The 17,122-nt window shown below is 54.8% G+C and carries 14 protein-coding genes; 5 read left to right on the top strand and 9 right to left on the bottom strand.

What is annotated here, in order from left to right; genetic code table 11:
• The first annotated feature begins 217 nt into the window (after positions 1 to 217).
• Together D5S03_RS02825 and D5S03_RS02820 are read left to right on the top strand one after the other, a co-directional pair.
• The gene (locus tag D5S03_RS02825; protein WP_008870359.1) at positions 218 to 1,165 is read left to right on the top strand and encodes an aspartate carbamoyltransferase catalytic subunit; all 948 of its coding nucleotides are present in this window, start codon (positions 218 to 220) and stop codon (positions 1,163 to 1,165) included.
• Positions 1,166 to 1,170: 5 nt separating this feature from the next.
• Positions 1,171 to 2,451 carry a dihydroorotase gene (locus tag D5S03_RS02820; protein WP_287042617.1) on the top strand — a complete coding sequence of 427 codons (1,281 nt, stop codon included), beginning with the start codon at positions 1,171 to 1,173 and terminating at the stop codon, positions 2,449 to 2,451.
• A gap of 44 nt (positions 2,452 to 2,495) precedes the next feature.
• Here the strand turns inward: D5S03_RS02820 and fdhD are convergent, their stop codons facing one another.
• The gene (gene fdhD / locus D5S03_RS02815) at positions 2,496 to 3,371 is read right to left on the bottom strand and encodes a formate dehydrogenase accessory sulfurtransferase FdhD (RefSeq protein ID WP_287042616.1); all 876 of its coding nucleotides are present in this window, start codon (positions 3,369 to 3,371) and stop codon (positions 2,496 to 2,498) included.
• 110 nt (positions 3,372 to 3,481) lie between these two features.
• Positions 3,482 to 4,828, bottom strand: a complete 1,347-nt coding sequence (locus D5S03_RS02810; protein ID WP_008870355.1) for an O-acetylhomoserine aminocarboxypropyltransferase/cysteine synthase family protein — start codon at positions 4,826 to 4,828, stop codon at positions 3,482 to 3,484.
• A 463-nt stretch (positions 4,829 to 5,291) separates the two neighbouring features.
• Here D5S03_RS02810 and metX point away from each other — a divergent pair, with 463 nt between their 5' ends.
• The 3 genes from metX to D5S03_RS02795 are packed head-to-tail and all read left to right on the top strand — an operon-like array spanning position 5,292 to position 8,424.
• Entirely contained in the window at positions 5,292 to 6,464 is a 1,173-nt protein-coding gene (gene metX / locus D5S03_RS02805) for a homoserine O-acetyltransferase MetX (RefSeq protein WP_287042615.1), read from the top strand.
• A complete protein-coding gene (gene metW, locus D5S03_RS02800; protein WP_008870353.1) occupies positions 6,451 to 7,104 on the top strand; it encodes a methionine biosynthesis protein MetW in 654 nt (217 codons plus the stop codon). Before metX ends, metW begins: the two co-directional genes overlap by 14 nt.
• Before the next feature lie 60 nt (positions 7,105 to 7,164).
• Positions 7,165 to 8,424, top strand: a complete 1,260-nt coding sequence (locus D5S03_RS02795; RefSeq protein ID WP_287042614.1) for a BPL-N domain-containing protein — start codon at positions 7,165 to 7,167, stop codon at positions 8,422 to 8,424.
• Between the two features lie 105 nt (positions 8,425 to 8,529).
• Here D5S03_RS02795 and D5S03_RS02790 read toward each other — a convergent pair whose 3' ends face one another.
• The 7 genes from D5S03_RS02790 to D5S03_RS02760 all read right to left on the bottom strand — a co-directional run bounded on the left by D5S03_RS02790 (position 8,530) and on the right by D5S03_RS02760 (position 16,914).
• Complete coding sequence (locus D5S03_RS02790) at positions 8,530 to 8,721, bottom strand: hypothetical protein (RefSeq protein ID WP_008870351.1); 192 nt, start codon at positions 8,719 to 8,721, stop codon at positions 8,530 to 8,532.
• Positions 8,722 to 8,817: 96 nt separating this feature from the next.
• Positions 8,818 to 9,483, bottom strand: a complete 666-nt coding sequence (locus D5S03_RS02785) for a thermonuclease family protein (RefSeq protein ID WP_008870350.1) — start codon at positions 9,481 to 9,483, stop codon at positions 8,818 to 8,820.
• 183 nt (positions 9,484 to 9,666) lie between these two features.
• Positions 9,667 to 11,433, bottom strand: a complete 1,767-nt coding sequence (rpoD, locus tag D5S03_RS02780; RefSeq protein WP_008870349.1) for an RNA polymerase sigma factor RpoD — start codon at positions 11,431 to 11,433, stop codon at positions 9,667 to 9,669.
• A 166-nt stretch (positions 11,434 to 11,599) separates the two neighbouring features.
• Positions 11,600 to 13,297, bottom strand: coding sequence for a DNA primase (dnaG, locus tag D5S03_RS02775; protein WP_287042613.1), 1,698 nt, complete (start codon positions 13,295 to 13,297; stop codon positions 11,600 to 11,602).
• A gap of 190 nt (positions 13,298 to 13,487) precedes the next feature.
• The gene (locus D5S03_RS02770) at positions 13,488 to 15,821 is read right to left on the bottom strand and encodes an endonuclease MutS2 (protein WP_287042612.1); all 2,334 of its coding nucleotides are present in this window, start codon (positions 15,819 to 15,821) and stop codon (positions 13,488 to 13,490) included.
• Between the two features lie 255 nt (positions 15,822 to 16,076).
• Positions 16,077 to 16,277, bottom strand: coding sequence for a 30S ribosomal protein S21 (rpsU, locus tag D5S03_RS02765; RefSeq protein ID WP_008870346.1), 201 nt, complete (start codon positions 16,275 to 16,277; stop codon positions 16,077 to 16,079).
• 364 nt (positions 16,278 to 16,641) lie between these two features.
• Positions 16,642 to 16,914: an HU family DNA-binding protein gene (locus D5S03_RS02760; RefSeq protein WP_008870345.1), complete on the bottom strand. Its 273-nt coding sequence runs from the start codon at positions 16,912 to 16,914 to the stop codon at positions 16,642 to 16,644.
• Positions 16,915 to 17,122 lie beyond the last annotated feature (208 nt).

The following is a 17,122-nucleotide window of genomic DNA, read 5'->3' as shown; positions in this document are numbered from 1 at the left end:
ACTTTATACCGGCTATTCTCAAAAAAACGGTTATCTTTTTCTGCAGCAGCCTTTTTAAGCCTGCTTCCGCGTTATATCTTCTTTTGATAGGCTTGAGATGTTTCCTTGCACAATAATGGCAAATGGGCTAATATTTTTCCGGTTCTGACACAGGACCCTATCCCACGCCGTTTTTACGGTCATTATCCATCAAACCGCCAAAATTCTCAGGTGCCCCATGAACTGGATACACAAGGACCTGCTGGATATTGAATCCCTCTCTCCTGACGAGGTCAGGCATATTTTCGATACCTCCGCCAGGTTCATGGAGATAAATTCCCGCAGCATAAAAAAGGTGCCCATACTCAAGGGCAAAAGCGTGGTCCTCTTTTTTGCCGAGCCTTCCACCCGGACCAAGACATCCTTTGATATGGCCGCCAAGCGCCTGTCCGCGGACAGCTTTTCCCTGGCAGCCACAGGCAGCAGCCTGAGCAAAGGCGAAGGCCTCAAAGATACGGTGCTTACCCTGCAGGCCATGAACCCCGACGCCATAGTCCTCAGGCATTCCCTTAGCGGAGCAGCAGGTTTTATCGCCTCCCACCTGGACTGCAGCGTTCTCAACGCAGGTGACGGCTGGCACGCCCATCCCACCCAGGCCCTGCTGGACGGATTCACCCTTTTTCAGCACTGGCAGGACTTCCAGGACAAAAAGATTCTCATTCTGGGAGATATAGCCCACAGCCGGGTGGCCAGGTCCGATGTGCAGCTCTTGAGCATGCTCGGCTGCCGCATAAGGGTCTGTGCCCCCCGTACCCTGCTTCCCAGGGGAATCCACAACTGGCCGGTGGAGGTGTACTCAAGCCTGGACAAGGCCTGCCGGGGCATGGACGCCATCATCAGCCTGCGCCTGCAGCTGGAGCGCCAGGAGGCCGGGCTTTTGCCGGACCTTCGCGAATACTCATCGCGCTTCTGCCTGCAGCCGGGACATGTGCAAAAGGCAGCTCCAGGTGTAAAAATCATGCATCCCGGCCCCATAAACCGCGGGGTGGAAATTTCCTCGGGCCTGGCCGACTGCGCAGACAGCCTTATCCTGGAGCAGGTCGGCTCCGGCGTGGCCGTACGCATGGCCCTTCTCTACCTGTACCTGGCCAGGAGCAAGCCTGATCAGGAAATAACGGAGGAATAAAACCCATGGCTTACACCCGCATCAGCAATGCAGTACTAAACGGCACCGCAGGCACCCTGTTTCTGCATGAGGGCCTGGTGCAGGAATTTGTTCCAGGCGGGCTCAAGGACCCGGGCAGCGCCGACAAAGACCGGGAACTTGATGCCCGGGGCTGCCATATACTGCCCTCGCTTATTGATGTCCACGTCCACCTGCGCGATCCCGGCCTGGAATACAAGGAAGACATCTCCTCTGGACTGTCTGCAGCAGCATCAGGAGGCTTCGGACGTGTCCTGGCCATGGCCAATACAGACCCGGTAAACGACAACGCCGGCATTACCGGACATATGCTGCAAAAAGCCCGCGAGCATCATCCCGTCGGCCCCTTTCTACATCCTGTAGGCGCCCTGACCAGAGGGCTCAAGGGCAGGGATCTGGCTCCCCTGGCCGAGCTCGCGCAGGCCGGATGCAGGGCCTTCTCCAACGACGGCCTCCCGGTACAGGACAACGAACTCTTTCGCAGGGCAGTGGAATACGCCTCGGATCTGGATCTCAAGGTCATCGACCACTGCGAGGACAGCTTCCTGAGCTCCGGAGGGGTCATGAACGAGGGCAGAATGTCCGATTACTTAGGCCTGAAAGGCATCCCCGACGTGGCCGAAAGCCTGCAGGTCAGCCGGGACATACTGCTGGCGGCCTACCTGAACACCCCCATACACCTGGCCCACATAAGCTGTGCCTCCTCTGTGGAGCTCATTTATCAGGCCAGGCGGAAATCCATTCCCGTAAGCGCCGAGACCTGTCCCCACTACCTGCACTGGAGCGAGGAACTGGTGAGCGGCTACAATACCCTGGCCAGGGTCAACCCGCCTCTGCGCACCCGGGACGATGTCCTGGCCCTGCGCCAGGCGGTTCGGGAAAATATCATTGACGCAGTCGCCTCGGATCACGCCCCGCATGCGGACTTTGAAAAAGAGGTCCCCTTTGCCGATGCACCCAATGGCATCTCCGGACTGGACACCTCCTTGTCCCTTATGCTGGATCTTGTGCGCCAGGGTGTCCTGGAGACTCAGGACCTGGTCAGGCTTATGGCCTCCAACCCGGGGGAAATCTTCCGCCTGCCAGTATGCAGCTTCGCCCCCGGCGACCCGGCGGACTTCATCCTGGTGGACCCCGAAAAACAGTGGGTCCCCGGTCCGGAGACCATGCTCTCCAAAGGCAGGAATACCCCCTGCCTGGGACAGACCCTGCAGGGCAGGGTCATGGCGCATTTTCTGGGTGGAGCAGCAGTAATCAACCGGCTGTAAAGTCAGCCATAGCTGTCGGACTCGTCTGACCTGTCAGACTTGTCCTACCTGTCCGATCTGTCTGACCTGTTCGACCTGTCCGACACGTCAGACTTGTCAGACCTGTCAGACACGTCAGACTTGTCAGACCTGTCCGACACGTCAGACTTGTCGGACAGGCCTTCCCGCACAATCCTGTGCGGAGCATTGAAGACATTCACCCGGCCCGGGCGTACGTAGCACCCCAGTGTAAGGCCCGACCTGCGGGCGATATCCAGTCCCAGCGAGGAAGGCGCGGTCCGGGACAGCACCACAGGTATGCCCATGCGGGCGCATTTGAGCACCATGTCCGAGGTCAGCCTGCCCGTGGTATAAGCCGCTCCCCCAGGGGAAAACCGCCCCAGCAGAATAGCCCCCATGAGCTTGTCCACCGCATTGTGCCTGCCCACATCTTCGTAGCATACCTGAAAAGCACCCTCACTGTAGTAGCCGCAACCGTGCACGCAATGGGTGTCCTGGGACAGAGATGACCAGGCAAGAGTTCTTTTGATAAGCTCTGCCACCTCATGAAAAGAGATACAGAAGTCTGCAGGTTCCGGATAATCCTCGTGCAGAAGCCTCCTGGCTATTTTGCCCGTGCCCCCGCATCCAGAAGTGGTGATCATCTCGTCATCCGGCCTGGGGGTTACCTCTGCGTACACATTGATGCGGCCCTGCTCGCAGACCTCTATGTCGAATATTTTGTCCCCGGGCTCAATGAGTCCCTGCCCGAAGAGGTAGCCCACAGCCAGTTCTTCCAGATCCCTGGCCATGACCATGGCCGTGCCCACAGGTTCATCGTTCAAGACCACGCCCACCGGCTTTTCTTCCAGGACCAGTTCCCGGATCCGGCTGTCTCCTTCAGGAGTAAGCAGATCCGTAATGCATTCCACTGTAACCATTACATTTTAAACCTTTATAAAATGTTTGCCGTTTATCAGCCAGTCTCCAATGCCTTCCCCCTCTTCTTCCCCAAGCCCCATGCTCCATGCCCCATGCCCTATGCCCCAGGCTATCCCAGAGCCTGCTCCAGGTCGGCCAGGATGTCATCTATATGCTCCAGGCCTATGGACAACCGGATAAAATCCGGGCTTACTCCGGCGCTTTTCTGCTCTTCTTCTGTGAGCTGGGCATGAGTGGTGGATGCCGGGTGAATGGCCAGGCTGCGGGCATCACCGATATTGGCCAGGTGGCTGAAAAGCTTGAGCCTGTCTATGAACCTGCGGCCTGCCTCCAGGCCGCCCTTGATCCCGAATCCCACCAGAGCTCCGAAACCTCCCTGCAGATAACGGCGTGCCTGCTCATGGGTGGGGTGGTTATCCAGTCCCGGGTACAGGACCCAGGATACAGCAGGGTGATCTTTTAAATACCGTGCTGTGGCCCTGGCATTCTGGCTGTGCCTTTCCATGCGCATGGCCAGGGTTTCTATGCCCTGCAGGATCAAAAAACTGTTGAAAGGCGAAATGCAGGCACCTGTATCGCGAAGCAGAACGGTTCTGGCCCGGATGATATAAGCGGCCCTGCCCACTGCCTCGGACCAGACCACACCGCCGTAGGAGGGATCAGGCTGTGTGAGCATGTAAAACCTGTCCGGGGCTTTCCAGTCGAAGTTGCCGCTGTCCACTATGACCCCGCCTATGGAATTGCCGTGTCCGCCGCAGAACTTGGTCAAGGAATGCACCACTATATCCGCTCCGGACTCAAAAGGCCTACATAGTACAGGAGTAGGTACGGTATTGTCCACTATAAGCGGCACCCCGGCCCGGTGGGCGGTTGCAGCCAGTTCTGCCAGATCCGGGGTGTCCAGGCCGGGATTGCCCACAGTCTCTACAAACATGCACTTAGTCTTGTCAGTTACGGCATCTGCAAAGGACTGCGGCGAGGTTGCATCCACAAAGGTGGTGCTTATTCCGTAGCGGGGCAGGGTATGGCGAAACAGGTTGTAAGTGCCACCGTAAAGACTGGAGGAGGAAACAATGTGATCTCCGCTTTCGCAGATGTTCATCACGGCGTAGGTAATGGCCGAGGAGCCCGAGCTGGTGGCCACCGCCCCCACTCCGCCTTCCAGGAGGGCCATTCTTTTCTCCAGGACATCAGTGGTGGGGTTCATGATCCTGGTATAGATATTTCCAGTGGCTTCCGGTGCGAAATCATCCGGCCTCAGGCCTTCTGTGTCCAGGTTGAGCCTGGGTGCCCACACTTCGGGCTTCAGGCTGAACAGGGAAGCCGCATCCTGGCTGTCGGAAAAAACAAAACTGGTACTCTGATATATGGGCACCGCCCGGCTGCGGGTGGCCACATCAGGGGTATGCCCGCCATGCAAAGAGATGGTCTCCGTTTTCCAGTCTTTTCGGGACATGACAATTGCCTCCTTATATGCTTTGAACCTCTGGTTTTTGCGCCGCAAGGACCTTTTGCCCGCATAGCATAATTCTTGACAGTTGCTTGTTCTTTGCAGAATATGTCGTTTTTTTGCTCATCTGCCAAATAGATAACCTTTTTTAGCTAAAATTGCAAAATCTTCCCGGTCCACAACCTGCATGTTGGATTAAATCCCGGGCATGACAGGCCTGCCGGACCAGGGCCAGGATAGATTTGATTTTTCGGCCAGGCCTTTGTATTCTAATAAATTGTCCTCGTACCTGCAAAAACTATTTGCAGTCCATACACAGTTGACTATACCCCCTGAGTGCATAATGTTGCCTTCATCCGTAATCATGTTTACTTTGGCTGACAGCTGTCGAATTTTTTCAATAATCGGCGGCAGATACTTTCAACTGAAAACACAGGCTTAAATCTGCAGACAGTTTACAGGAGCGTTCATGAGCCGGGGAAGCGAAATACCTGATTCCAGCGTAGGCCTGGTTGAGACCCAAAGCGTCACCTTCAGGGGGGCGGAGTGGGTTCTGCAGCTGGAGTCCGGCAAAACTCTGCACCCGGTTACAGTGGCCTATGAAACCTACGGCCGGCTTTCCCCGCAAAAGGACAACGCCATCCTGGTCTGCCACGCCCTGTCCGGAGATGCCCATGCTGCAGGCTATCACACCGGTAAACCAGGTGAGAAGCCCGGCTGGTGGGAGATGCTCATTGGACCGGGAAAACCTTTGGATACAGACCGTTACTTTATAATCTGCAGCAACTTTCTGGGGGGCTGCAAGGGCACCACCGGCCCGGCTGACATAGACCCGGCCACAGGCAGGCCGTATGGCCTGAACTTTCCCTTTTACACTGTCCGGGACATGGTCCAGGTCCAGAAATGGCTTGTGGACTACCTGGGAATACACAGACTGCTGGCGGTTATCGGCGGTTCCCTTGGCGGAATGCAGGCTTTGCAATGGCCCATAAGCTATCCCGAAATGGTCCTGGGAGCCATACCCATAGCCGCCACCGCCCGTATGTCCCCGCAGGCCATAGCCTTCAACGAAGTGGCCAGACAGGCCATCATGAGCGACCCTTCCTGGAATTACGGGCTGTACAAGCCGGATCAGCAGCCGGAAAGCGGCCTGGCCCTGGCCAGGATGATCGCGCACATCACTTATCTTTCGGAAAACGCCATGCTGCGCAAGTTTTCCCGGCGCATGATCGATGGTACAGAGCGCGGGTTCAAGCTGGGTGCGGATTTTCAGGTGGAAAGCTACCTGCATCACCAGGGCAGCACCTTTGTCAAGCGCTTTGACGCCAACACCTACCTCTATATCACCCGGGCCATGGACTATTTCGATCTGCACCTGGACTACGGCAGCCTGAAAAACGCCTTTGAACCCTGCAAAAGCTCATTTCTGGTGATTTCATTCACCAGTGACTGGCTCTTTCCCCCGTCCCAGTCTCAGGAACTGGTCAAGGGCCTGCGCCAGGCTGACAAAAACGTATCCTACTGCAATATCGGCAGCGACCAGGGACACGACGCCTTCCTGCTCCCCGGCAACCGCATGGGGGACGTGGTATCGGGTTATCTCACCAGACTGGAAAGGGAGGACAGACGTGCAGGCAAGTGATGACAAAGTTCGTTTTGACTGGAAAAGGAGCCTGCACCGGGACAGGGAGCTGGACCCATACATTATGGAGCTTGCCGGTACCGGTGAACGTGTCCTGGATCTAGGCTGCGGCCGGGGAGAGCTTTTAAAGAAACTAAAAGAGGAAAAACAGGTCCGGGAACAGGGCATAGAGCTCAACTCCGAACATGTGGCCGATTGCCTGGCCCAGGGCCTGTCCGTAATTCAGGCCGACCTGGAGGAGGGGCTCAATGATTTTCTGGGGGACTGCTTCGACCTGGTAATTTTAAACCAGGTCCTGCTCACGGTGAAAAACCCCTTGGCCCTGCTTCAGCAGGCCCTGCGCATCGGGCACAGGGCAGTGGTTACATTTCCCAACTTCGCCCACTGGCGTATCAGGCTGCACCTTCTGCTTACCGGCCGCTTACCCGTAAACCAGACTCTGCCCTACAAATGGTACGAATCCCCGGAAATCAGGCTGGCCACCATCAAGGATTTCCAGGAATTATGCCGGGAGATGCAGGTGGAGATTGTAAGCCGGCGTTTTTTGCAGCTGAACTATCTGGTACAGAACAGGAAGGTAAATATCTGGCCCAACCTGCGCTCCACTGTTGCCCTTTTCTGCCTGCGCCAGGGCGGATGAAAAATGTTTGCAGCCCGGTTGTATTTGTCTTTTCAGCAGGTTTAATGTTATAGATGATCCATGTTCAGGCATGAAAACATTTTTTACATGCTCTGGGACGAGTCCCACCTCTGGGGGCTGATGCTCTGGAGGGCCCTTAAGGATCTGGAAATCCCGGCCCGAATTGTCAGCTCACAGGACATCCGCGGTGAAATTTTAAGCACCCGCCCCCCGGCCGGTCTGCTGGTGCCCGGGGGATGGGCCAGACTCAAGGCGGACAGCCTGGGCCTGGCAGGGATGACCAGCATCAGGGATTATATTTCCGCCGGGGGGAAATACCTGGGCATCTGCGGAGGGGCCGGCCTGGGATTAAGCTCTGCTTCGGGTTCTCCCTGCCTGGACCTGTGCCACTGGTCCAGAAAACCCATGCAGGACAGGCTGCCCAATTTCAGCGGGCATGTCCGCTGCAGGGTACGCCTGCCCCACTGGAAAGAAAGCCGCCGGGACATCTGCCTGCCGGTATGGTGGCCCTCCCAGTTTGAGCCCGGGGACAATGCATCAGACGGGGTCAGGGCCCTGGCAGAATACCTGGAACCGGACCAGGACTTCTGGACGGCCGATTTGCCCTACAGCGACCTGAAGCAGGCAGACATATGCAAGTGGGAAAAGGTCTACGGCATCAATCTGGACCCTGGCCTGCTCCGCAGCGAACCATGCATACTGCACGGCACCATGGGTTCAGGCGAGTTCGTCCTGAGCTATTCCCACCTGGAGACCCCTCAATCCAGGCAGGCCAACAGGCTTCTGCGTGAACTTCTTTTTACCTGGCTTGGCTGGAATATCCCCCGGGAAGTCAAAACCCGGGTCAGCAGCTGGGACCTCAAAAATATCGAGCCGGTATGGGAAGATGATGTCTTAATGCGATGCAGGCAGGGTCTGGAGGAAATAATCGAGCTCGGCCGGGCCCATTTCCTTTTCTACTGGCGCACCCCCTGGCTTCTGGGGTGGCGCAGGGGAGTGCCGGGATCGCCGGTGAATTTTCTGTACGCCATGGCCGGGCACGCCCAGGGGCAAAGACCCGGCCGCAAGGCACAGGAATTCTGGAAGGGGGAAAAAGAGTCCTTTGCCCGACACCTGGATTCTTTTCTTTCCAGGCTCAAAACCTATCTCACAAGAGAACGCCTGGCCATGTCTCTGGCTCCTTCGTCCCCTGAAGCAAGCTCGGACCTGGATCTGCAGCAGGAAAAACTGGAACTCTTCGGGTCCTTTCCCGGATATGGAGGCCTTTACGGTCGGCTCATCCAGCCCCTGGACCATCTTTTATACCTGCTTGAGCGGTGAAAAGAAAATGCAGGGGGGCAGCCCCGCATTTTCTTATACGGCGCAAATGCTCCAAAACATGCAAATACTTGGAAACGTTATGCAAAACAGAACTTGAATTGCCGGTTATTGCCCATGGCCGTAATAGTCATAGAATTCCGGGTGGACTGAAATAATAATCTTGCCCTTGTCCTCCACCTGGACCACCTTTTCCGGCATAAGCCCCACGTCTAAGGCCATATTTTCTATGCGGGCCTTTTCCTTGTGTACTGCGTCACTCATCGAATCGAACCTGGCTACTTCTACCCAGTCATCCATGATTTACTCCTGTCAAATCCGTTTACAGTGTTTTCAATTTTTCATCCGGCCTCGAAATGTCTTTCCTGCAGCTCCGGGTCCTGAACAGCTGCTGGGTCACCTGTCTGCATCCGGCCAGGGAGTGCATCTGCGGCATGGGGCATACCCGGCGTAAAAGGCCTCCCGCAGGGTGTCGAACTCTTCGCGGTTGTGCTCGGATATTCTTTGCCCGTAACCGCAGCCTGGATGATGAAAACGCTTGCTGCGCTTGTTCCCCGCCCATGTTTCCACTTCAGGGTGCTGATTAAGCACTTCGGGCCAGAACCCGGCACTTTCGTCAATGGCTCTTTGCTGAGCCCTGAGCAGATCCCTGGAAATCTTTTCGTCCTGGTCCTCGTGCGGGTAGTAAAAGGCCAGGCCTTCGCGCACCAGCAAGAGGCCTATGTTTTCTCCAGAGGGCAAATATGCATGGGCCAGAGTTCTGCCATATCGATCTTCCGGCACCTGTCCTGTCTTCAGGGTTATGACCCTGTCCTTGATCAGCTCTTCCAGCCTCTCAGTGGCCTCCTGGGCAAAATACTGGTCAGGACGCCCGTTGCCGGCCGTTTCCGGGGCATCCATACCTTTTATCCGGACAACCTCCCGGTCTTCCAGGATCAATGTATCTCCGTCCGGCACCCAGGCAACCCGGACTTCCCTGTTCTGCGCCCCGGCCTGAGCCAGACCCGGAAGCAGAATTGCAATAAACAGCCAGTAAACACATGCCCTCCACCGTGCTCGCATAACCCCTCCCATCCGCTGTCCTTAAATCCACTACTGCCCCATCACTTGCACCCTGCTCCTGAATCCCATAATCCCCCAATCCCTGAATCCCTCAATCCCTGAATCCCTGAATACCTCAATCCCTCAATCCCCCAATCCCTCAATCCCATAATCCCATAATCCCATAATCCCATAATCTTTAAATCAACTCTCATAATAGGTCTTAAGGGAAGAACTGCGCACCGGATGCCTGAGTTTACGCAGGGCCTTGGCCTCGATCTGACGGATACGTTCTCTGGTTACATTGAACAGTTTGCCCACTTCTTCCAGGGTATGGTCAGACTTTTCCCCGATGCCGAAGCGTTTACGCAGCACCTGCTCCTCCCTGGGGGTAAGTTCGGCCAGGACCTTGGAAATCTGCTCCGAAAGCTTGGAGTTCACTACCTCGTCCGCCGGAGCCACCGCCTTCTTGTCCTCGATAAAATCTCCCAGGCTGGAATCTTCCTCGTCTCCTATGGGGGTCTCTAAGGAGATGGGCTCTTTGGCGATCTTGAGTACCTTTTTGACCTTCTCCAGGGGATAATCCATGCGCTCGGCTATTTCCTCGGGGCTTGGATCCCGGCCCAGTTCCTGGACCAGGTACCTGGAGGTACGCACCAGTTTATTGATGGTTTCGATCATGTGTACAGGGATGCGGATGGTCCGGGCCTGGTCGGCGATGGCCCTGGTAATGGCCTGCCTGATCCACCAGGTGGCATAGGTGGAAAACTTGTAGCCGCGCTGGTACTCAAACTTGTCCACCGCCTTCATCAGGCCGATATTACCCTCCTGAATCAGGTCCAGAAACTGCAGTCCGCGGTTGGTATATTTCTTGGCAATGCTTACAACCAGCCTCAGATTGGCCCGGATAAGCTCCTGCTTGGCCCGCAGAGCTTCCTCGTTGCCCTTGTTTATCCTCCACAGGATTTCCTCAAGTTCATGCACATTATGCATGCATCTTTGCTGCAGCCTTTCCTGGATCTCCATTTTTCCATAAATAAGCTCCTTGAAGGAAAAAAGCTCGTCCACGGTCATACCCAGTTGATCAGCGGCTGCCACAGGATTGATTTCCCTGTTGTGCAGCTTGTTCAAAAGGCTGTGCAGTTCATCCTGGGACATGCCTAAGGAAAGAATATAGGCGCTCAGGTCCCGCTGACAGTTGTGCATCTGGCGCACGTAATCGTTTACCCTTTCGATTATGGAGTCAATAAGCGTCTTTTCCAGCTTGATATGCTTGAGATGCTCTACGATCTCGTACTTGTAGTCCAGGATCTTTTTCTGCTGCCCGTAAACACGGCGGTCCAGGCGGGCGCATTCATTGAGTTTTTCATAGACACTTCTGCGCTTCTTGTAACACTGCTTTATCTCCTCCAGAAGAGCAATGACCCTTTCGCGTTGATTCATTTCTTCTTCTGTGGGGTCGTCCTCTTCGATGGTCTTGACCACGTCCTTGAGCTTGATCTTTTCTTTTTTCAGATCCTCTCCCACCTGGATAAGCTCTTCTATGGCCACAGGGACTTCCACCAGGGAGTAAAGTACTTCCATTTCCCCGGATTCGATCTTTTTGGCGATAACCACCTCACCGTCCCGGTCCAGAAGGCCCACTGCACCCATTTCGCGCAGATAGGTGCGCACCGGGTCATTGCTCCTGGAAACCGCCTCGGCAGTATCTTCCAGGCGGTCCAGGTTCAGGGCCAGGGTTTCAGCCAGGGAGTTGGTGTCCTCGGAGGAGACAGATATGGTCTTGCCTGCCTTGCCGTCTACAATGGCTATATCCAGTTGATCAAAAATGGAAATTATTTCCTCCACCTGCTCAGGTGTGGTAACATCTGAAGGCAGGGCCTTGTTTATCTCGTCAAAAGTCAAAAAACCCTTTTTCTTGCCTTCTGCAATCAACGCCTTGATTTGTTGAACATCCTTTATGCTGCGCATAGTGCTCCCTCAACAGACTGTTTTTGTACCGCCCGTAATAAGCGGTCCAATTTATCAAAGTTCAGGCATGGCCTGATAGATATTGACCTGAAAAATTTGTAACAAAAAGCAACCGGCAAGGTTGCCCCAAAAGGCCTTTTTCTCCGCACAGGGTCACGGAAGAAGCTTAGAAACTTTTCTGCAAAAGCTGCAGGATACGCCTGACCTCGTCCTGGTCCTGGCTCTGCTGCGCCCTGGAAAGGGCTGTTTTTAGATTCCGGGTGCTCATCCTGGTCATGCACCGGTCTATAAACTCTTCTATCTGGGCCAGAATCCGCGTCTTTTCTTTTTCCAGCTGTGCTCTTTGCATTTTGCTCTGCACAAAAAAAGCGCTTTCGTCTTCATTCAGAGCGCTTAAGTCATCCTGGTGCATGACCCGCAGTTTGTCCCAGAACTGCCTGGCCCACTGCGATGTGAGAACCAGGCCCAGGTTTTTATTCTGAAGACGGGTCCGGTCTTCGGGAAAACACACCGCAAAGGTAAGAAGTTCGCGGTCTCTTTGCTCCGCACCCTTGCCCTGCTGGCTCCAGACCCTGGTATCACCCGGGGTTTTCTGCGCCGCAGGGGTAAACTTCTCCCGCAGCTCCTTCTCGGTCAGCCCCAGGACATGAGCCACCCTGGGAATGTAGTAGGATCTCCAGGACAGATCCTTGAAGTGCGTTATAAAATTTTCAACCCACTTCATTGTTTCCCCGGGGGATTTATTTGTGCTAAGCATCTTCAGACAAAAATCAAGACCGTCTGTGGTCTTTTGCAAAAGATCCTCCAGCCCCTGCCTGCCCCTGGCAACCAGCAGGCTGTGAGCATCCTCTCCCTCGGGCAGGATAAGCACCCGGCAGGTAAGCCCGGCCTGCAGGATCATCTCCGCGCTTTTCAACGCGGCACTTTGCCCGGGAGCGTCGCCATCGAAGATAAGCACCACTTCCCTGGCCAGCCCGGCCATCCTTTTCACCTGGGCCCTGGTCAGGGCTGTGCCCAGAATCCCGCAGCTGTTTTCAAAGCCATACTGGTGCAGGGCCATTACATCCAGGTATCCCTCGGTGAGCAGTACCCGGCTGGAACGGGTGATATGCGTACGGGCCTGGTAAAGCCCGTAAAGATGCTCTCCCTTGGTATAAATCGGGCTTTCACTGCTGTTTAAGTACTTGGGCTCATCATCGCCCATGACCCGGCCCCCGAAGGCCACCACAGCACCGGACAGGGCAATAATGGGGAAAATCAACCTGGCCCGGAAGCGATCATATATCCTGCCTCTCTCGTTTCGGCTAAGGACTCCGGCCTCTACACCGTCTTCAGGGGTAAAGCCCCTGGACTCCAGAAATGATTTGAGGTTATTCCACCCATCAGGACTCCAGCCCAGGCCGAAAGCTTTGGCTGTTTCCTGACTTATTTGTCTTTTTTCTAAGTAAAGCCTTGCCTTTTGACCGTTACTTCCCTGCAGGTGCTGCCCGAAAAAAGAATTGCTCCAGGAATTTACCTCCCTGCACACTGAAGCACGGCCCATAGAAGCAGGTCCAGGGGAACCTCCCTGCCTGGCAAGCTTTACTCCGGCCTCGGCTGCCAGCTGGGTGACAGCTTCATTAAAATCCAGACCGTTTATGTTTTTGAAAAACTCGATAATGTCGCCGGATGCCTGGCACCCAAAGCAGTAGTAAAAGCCCTGGTCCGGAGTCACGGAAAAAGAGGCCCTGGTCTCCTGGTGGAAAGGGCACGGACCCATGAGTCGTCCGCCCACGGTCTTTAGCTGCACATACCGGCCCACGATATCCTCCAGGGACAGCCTGGACTTGATCTCAGCCACTTCCCGGGGGTCTATAAAGGACATCTGGTTTACTCCCTGCCGGCACCAGCCTTTTCAGGCTTTTTTGATTTTAGTCTCCGACCCCTGACCCCTGCCCCCTGACTTCTGCTTGCGCCGTGAAACCGGGGTCCCCCAGTTAACTGGAAGAAGGTTAACCGGGCAAGCCTCTTGGGTGTTTCACCGGGGACCCCTGACGCCTGTCCTCTGGCTTCTATCAAGGCAGTTCCACAGTGGTCACTCCGTCATCAGCGGATTCCGATGCCCCGGGGGAGAAATCCTTGATAACCGGGCTTCTTTGCAGGTACTGCCGCACAGCTTTTTTCAAAGCCCCGGTGCCCTTGCCGTGAATGACTTCCACCTGCTTTCTGCCGGACAGCATGGCCTGATCCAGGTACTTTTCCAGTTCTTCCAGGGCTTCATCACGGTACTTGCCCCGGATATCCAGCCTGATGGACTGTGCACCACCGGTGGACGAAGAATAGCCGGCAGATGGTTTTGCACCGGCGCTTTTTCGGGACAGCTTGAGATCCGCCGGGTTCACCCAAAGGGATATGCCCCCGAAATCTATCTTGACCTGTTTTTTTCGCTCATCCTTTTCCCGGACTGTTCCGGTACGGTTCCAGGCCGGGTAGAAATAAGCCTCATGAATATTTATATCTTCAAGGCCAAGCCCGGCCGGCTCGCTGGCATCTTTTTCCCCGGTGCCCAGTTCTTCTGCTGCCCGCCTTACCTGGGACAGCTCCTTCAGGGCCTTTTTGCGCCCGACCTTTTGCTCCTGCCACTTTCTGACGATTTCCTGGCCCTGACCTTTGAGTTCCTGCATGAGCCTTTCCTGGTCCCGGGCCAGATCCTGACGCTTTTTTTCCAGCTTGCGGGCAAGCCTGGTCTTTTCTTCTTTCAGACCGGCCAGCTCCTGCTCCCTTTGGGCTGCAAGCTGGTTTAACCGTTCAAAAAGACGGTTTTGTTCTTCGCCCTCCAGCAGCAGGTACTCCTGAGCCCGGTCGATTATTTCCCCAGGAAGCCCCTGCTCCCGGGCCACCTTCAGGGCCCGGCTGGCTCCCACCTGGTCATAGGCCAGCCTGTACAGCGGCCTTTTGGTCTCCGGGTCAAAAAGTACCGAGCAGGCACGCACCTCCTCCCGGGACAGAGCATAGGCCTTAAGCGCCGGAAAATGGGTGGCCGTGGCTGTCCAGGCCCCTTTATCCAGCAGGGCGTCCAGAACAGCCTGGGCCAGAGCCGCGCCCTGGGCCGGGTCGGTGCCCACCCCGAACTCGTCCAGAATCACCAGGGTTCTGGAATCAACCTCGGGCCAGAACCTGCTGAAATGCTCTATCTGGTCCGTAAAGGTGCTAAGACTTTCCTCCACTCCCTGCTGAGAAACCATGGAAACAAATATCTTGTCCCAGAAAGGTACGCTGCTGCCCTCATCCACAGGCACGGGCAGGGCGCTCTGGGCCATAATAGCCGCCAGACCGAGGCTTTTGAGGCATACGGTCTTGCCCCCGGCGTTGCCCCCGGAAATGACCAGAGCCTTCTGACCTGGTCTGAGGCTCACATCTACAGGCACAACATGGTGTCCACCCAGCACCAGCAGAGGATGGCGCAGGTTTTTAAGCTCCAGGCTATCTTCGCCCTCCCGGGAGAGCACCCTGCCCTGCAGGCGGCCGGCCATCCTGGCCCTGGCCCACAGCACATCCATGCGGATAAGCCAGGAATAGACCTGCTGCAGAGCATCCAGGCTTCTTCTGGCCAGGTCCGTGAGGTAGGCCCGGACCTTTCTTTCTTCCTCGGCCTGCAGCTGCAGAAGTTCCTGGAAGCGGTTGTTCAGATCCACCAGGAACATGGGTTCAAAATAGCAGGTTTCCCCGGTCTGGGAATAATCATGGATGATGCCCTGCACCTTGCCCTTGAAATTGCTCTTCAGGGCCAGGACGTAACGATCCGAGGATATGGTCAGGTATTCGTCCTGCAGGTAGTGGGAATAATTCTCCCGGCTCAAGGATTCGTTCACCTTTCTGGAGCATTGAGACCGAAGGTTGCGAATCTCGCCTCGAACATCCTGCAGCTCTGGTGAACTGTCATCCTTTATCTCCCCGGACTGGCTGATGCACCTGTGCATGGCCGACCAGAGAGTGCCCGGCCAGGAGATATTCTCCCAGGTGGCTCTAAGAGATGGAAAACCCTGGGGATCAATTTCCTGCATGGAGGATTGAAGCGCATTTGCTGCCTCCAGGAAGCTCTGCAGCCCCCACAGCCCTTCCAGATCCAGAACCGCATCCTGGTCTTTTAAAAGGGGGAGGACCCGGTCAAGCTCCGGAAAAGAACCCAGAACTACGGCGTACTCCTGCAGGGCTGAAATGGCCTCGTGCAGAAGGGCCTGCTCTTTTTCCAGTTCGTGGGGGTCGGTAAATGGACGGATCCTGGTACAAAAGTCACGTCCAGGGCTGGATACAGCTTCCTGGCTTAAATACTGAAGGACTCTGGGAAACTCCAGCAGGGTGTTGGTCCTGGATTCCATAAGAAAGGATTTGATAAGGCCTCCCCACATTTGCCATGCAGGGAGGCTGGTTGCTCACGCCCCGGCGTGAAATTTGGCTGAAATAATAAAGTGTTAACTATCCGGATAGTCTTGAATATTTTTAAGACCCAGCTAAAAGCGGATTCTTGACGCCTGACTCGGATAATACATTAGCTTTCCCGGCGGATCTATAATAATACTTCGAGAATTTTGTATCCCAAATACCGGAAAAAAATGTTGTCAGACCTGCATATTCAACTATCTGCAGATCCCAGGATTAAAGTCCTACATCATCTGCATCTTGCGCATTTTCTTCATCAGGCGCTTTCTGGCAGCAGCTTCTTTCTTCTTTTTCTGAATACTGGGCTTTTCGTAATGCTGCCGCTTCTTCAATTCCGAAAGAATGCCGGACTTTTCCACCTGCTTTTTGAACTTGCGCAAGGCATAATCAAAATTATCGCTCTCTCCCAAGATAACTCCAGGCACTTAAAAAACACCTCCTTCAAAAAAAGCTTGAAAAGGCCCTGGTCTTCCGGATCATCTGCGTGACACCCTCCGGACCTGTTAGGACCAACAGACAATATAAATCTGTTTGGATTGCTTGGCAAGAAAAAAGAGAGGACAATTTCTTGCCCTCTCTTTACAAGTAAACACTGTAGACTCTTAAAGGATTCTAAACAGCCTGCCCCAGGCCCAGCAGTCAGGCGAAACTGAGCATGATTTGTGCTCTTATCAGGCCAGGGTGGGAACCCGCCATCCTCTGTGGAGCCTGAAAACCATCCTGCATGGCAGGCAGTTGTTTTAGTAAATCCTTGCTGGCAGCCTGTTATCTACAATGTGTCGAAATTTTTTATTTGACTGCATCCTTGAGAATCTTGCCGGGTCTGAACTTGACCACCTTGCAGGCGGGAATTTTGATCTCTTCTCCGGTACGGGGGTTGCGGCCATTGCGGGATTTGCGTTCTTCCACGGCAAAGGTCCCGAACCCGGTCAGGGTCAGCTTGCCTTCCTTGACTAATGTGTCCTGAACAGAATCCAGAAAAGCATTAAGGGCTTTTTCCGAATCTGCCTTGGTCAGGCTGGCCTTTTCCGCCATTTTGGATACCAGGTCGGCTTTTGTCATCAGTTTCTTCCTCCTTCAAAGGTTTAACCATAAAAAACAAACTATACAGAAAAAATCAGGTGTTGTTCCCGCGACACTATACCTTGCCTGTTTAAAACCTGCAGACAGTGATTCTGACAAGTCCTCTACACTTCATTGGCGGTAAATGCAAGCAAGCCAAGTACGTGAAACAAAAAAAACGGCCTCAAGTCAAGACAAAATTTGCCAT

It is taken from the genome of Desulfonatronospira sp. MSAO_Bac3, from assembly GCF_003838035.1.
Classification (GTDB): Bacteria; Desulfobacterota; Desulfovibrionia; order Desulfovibrionales; family Desulfonatronovibrionaceae; genus Desulfonatronospira; species Desulfonatronospira thiodismutans.
Note: the sequence above shows the minus strand (reverse complement) of the source record. Positions and strands in the feature narration are given on the sequence as shown.

Coding starts and splice junctions, on each gene's coding strand:
- metX (WP_287042615.1), top strand. CDS start 5,292: ATGAGCCGGGGAAGCGAAATACCTGATTCCAGCGTAGGCCTGGTTGAG.
- dnaG (WP_287042613.1), bottom strand. CDS start 13,297: ATGTCCTTTATAGACCCCCGGGAAGTGGCTGAGATCAAGTCCAGGCTG.
- rpoD (WP_008870349.1), bottom strand. CDS start 11,433: ATGCGCAGCATAAAGGATGTTCAACAAATCAAGGCGTTGATTGCAGAA.
- D5S03_RS02785 (WP_008870350.1), bottom strand. CDS start 9,483: ATGCGAGCACGGTGGAGGGCATGTGTTTACTGGCTGTTTATTGCAATT.
- D5S03_RS02770 (WP_287042612.1), bottom strand. CDS start 15,821: ATGTGGGGAGGCCTTATCAAATCCTTTCTTATGGAATCCAGGACCAAC.
- D5S03_RS02790 (WP_008870351.1), bottom strand. CDS start 8,721: ATGGATGACTGGGTAGAAGTAGCCAGGTTCGATTCGATGAGTGACGCA.
- fdhD (WP_287042616.1), bottom strand. CDS start 3,371: ATGGTTACAGTGGAATGCATTACGGATCTGCTTACTCCTGAAGGAGAC.
- D5S03_RS02810 (WP_008870355.1), bottom strand. CDS start 4,828: ATGTCCCGAAAAGACTGGAAAACGGAGACCATCTCTTTGCATGGCGGG.
- D5S03_RS02825 (WP_008870359.1), top strand. CDS start 218: ATGAACTGGATACACAAGGACCTGCTGGATATTGAATCCCTCTCTCCT.
- D5S03_RS02795 (WP_287042614.1), top strand. CDS start 7,165: ATGTTCAGGCATGAAAACATTTTTTACATGCTCTGGGACGAGTCCCAC.
- D5S03_RS02820 (WP_287042617.1), top strand. CDS start 1,171: ATGGCTTACACCCGCATCAGCAATGCAGTACTAAACGGCACCGCAGGC.
- D5S03_RS02760 (WP_008870345.1), bottom strand. CDS start 16,914: ATGACAAAAGCCGACCTGGTATCCAAAATGGCGGAAAAGGCCAGCCTG.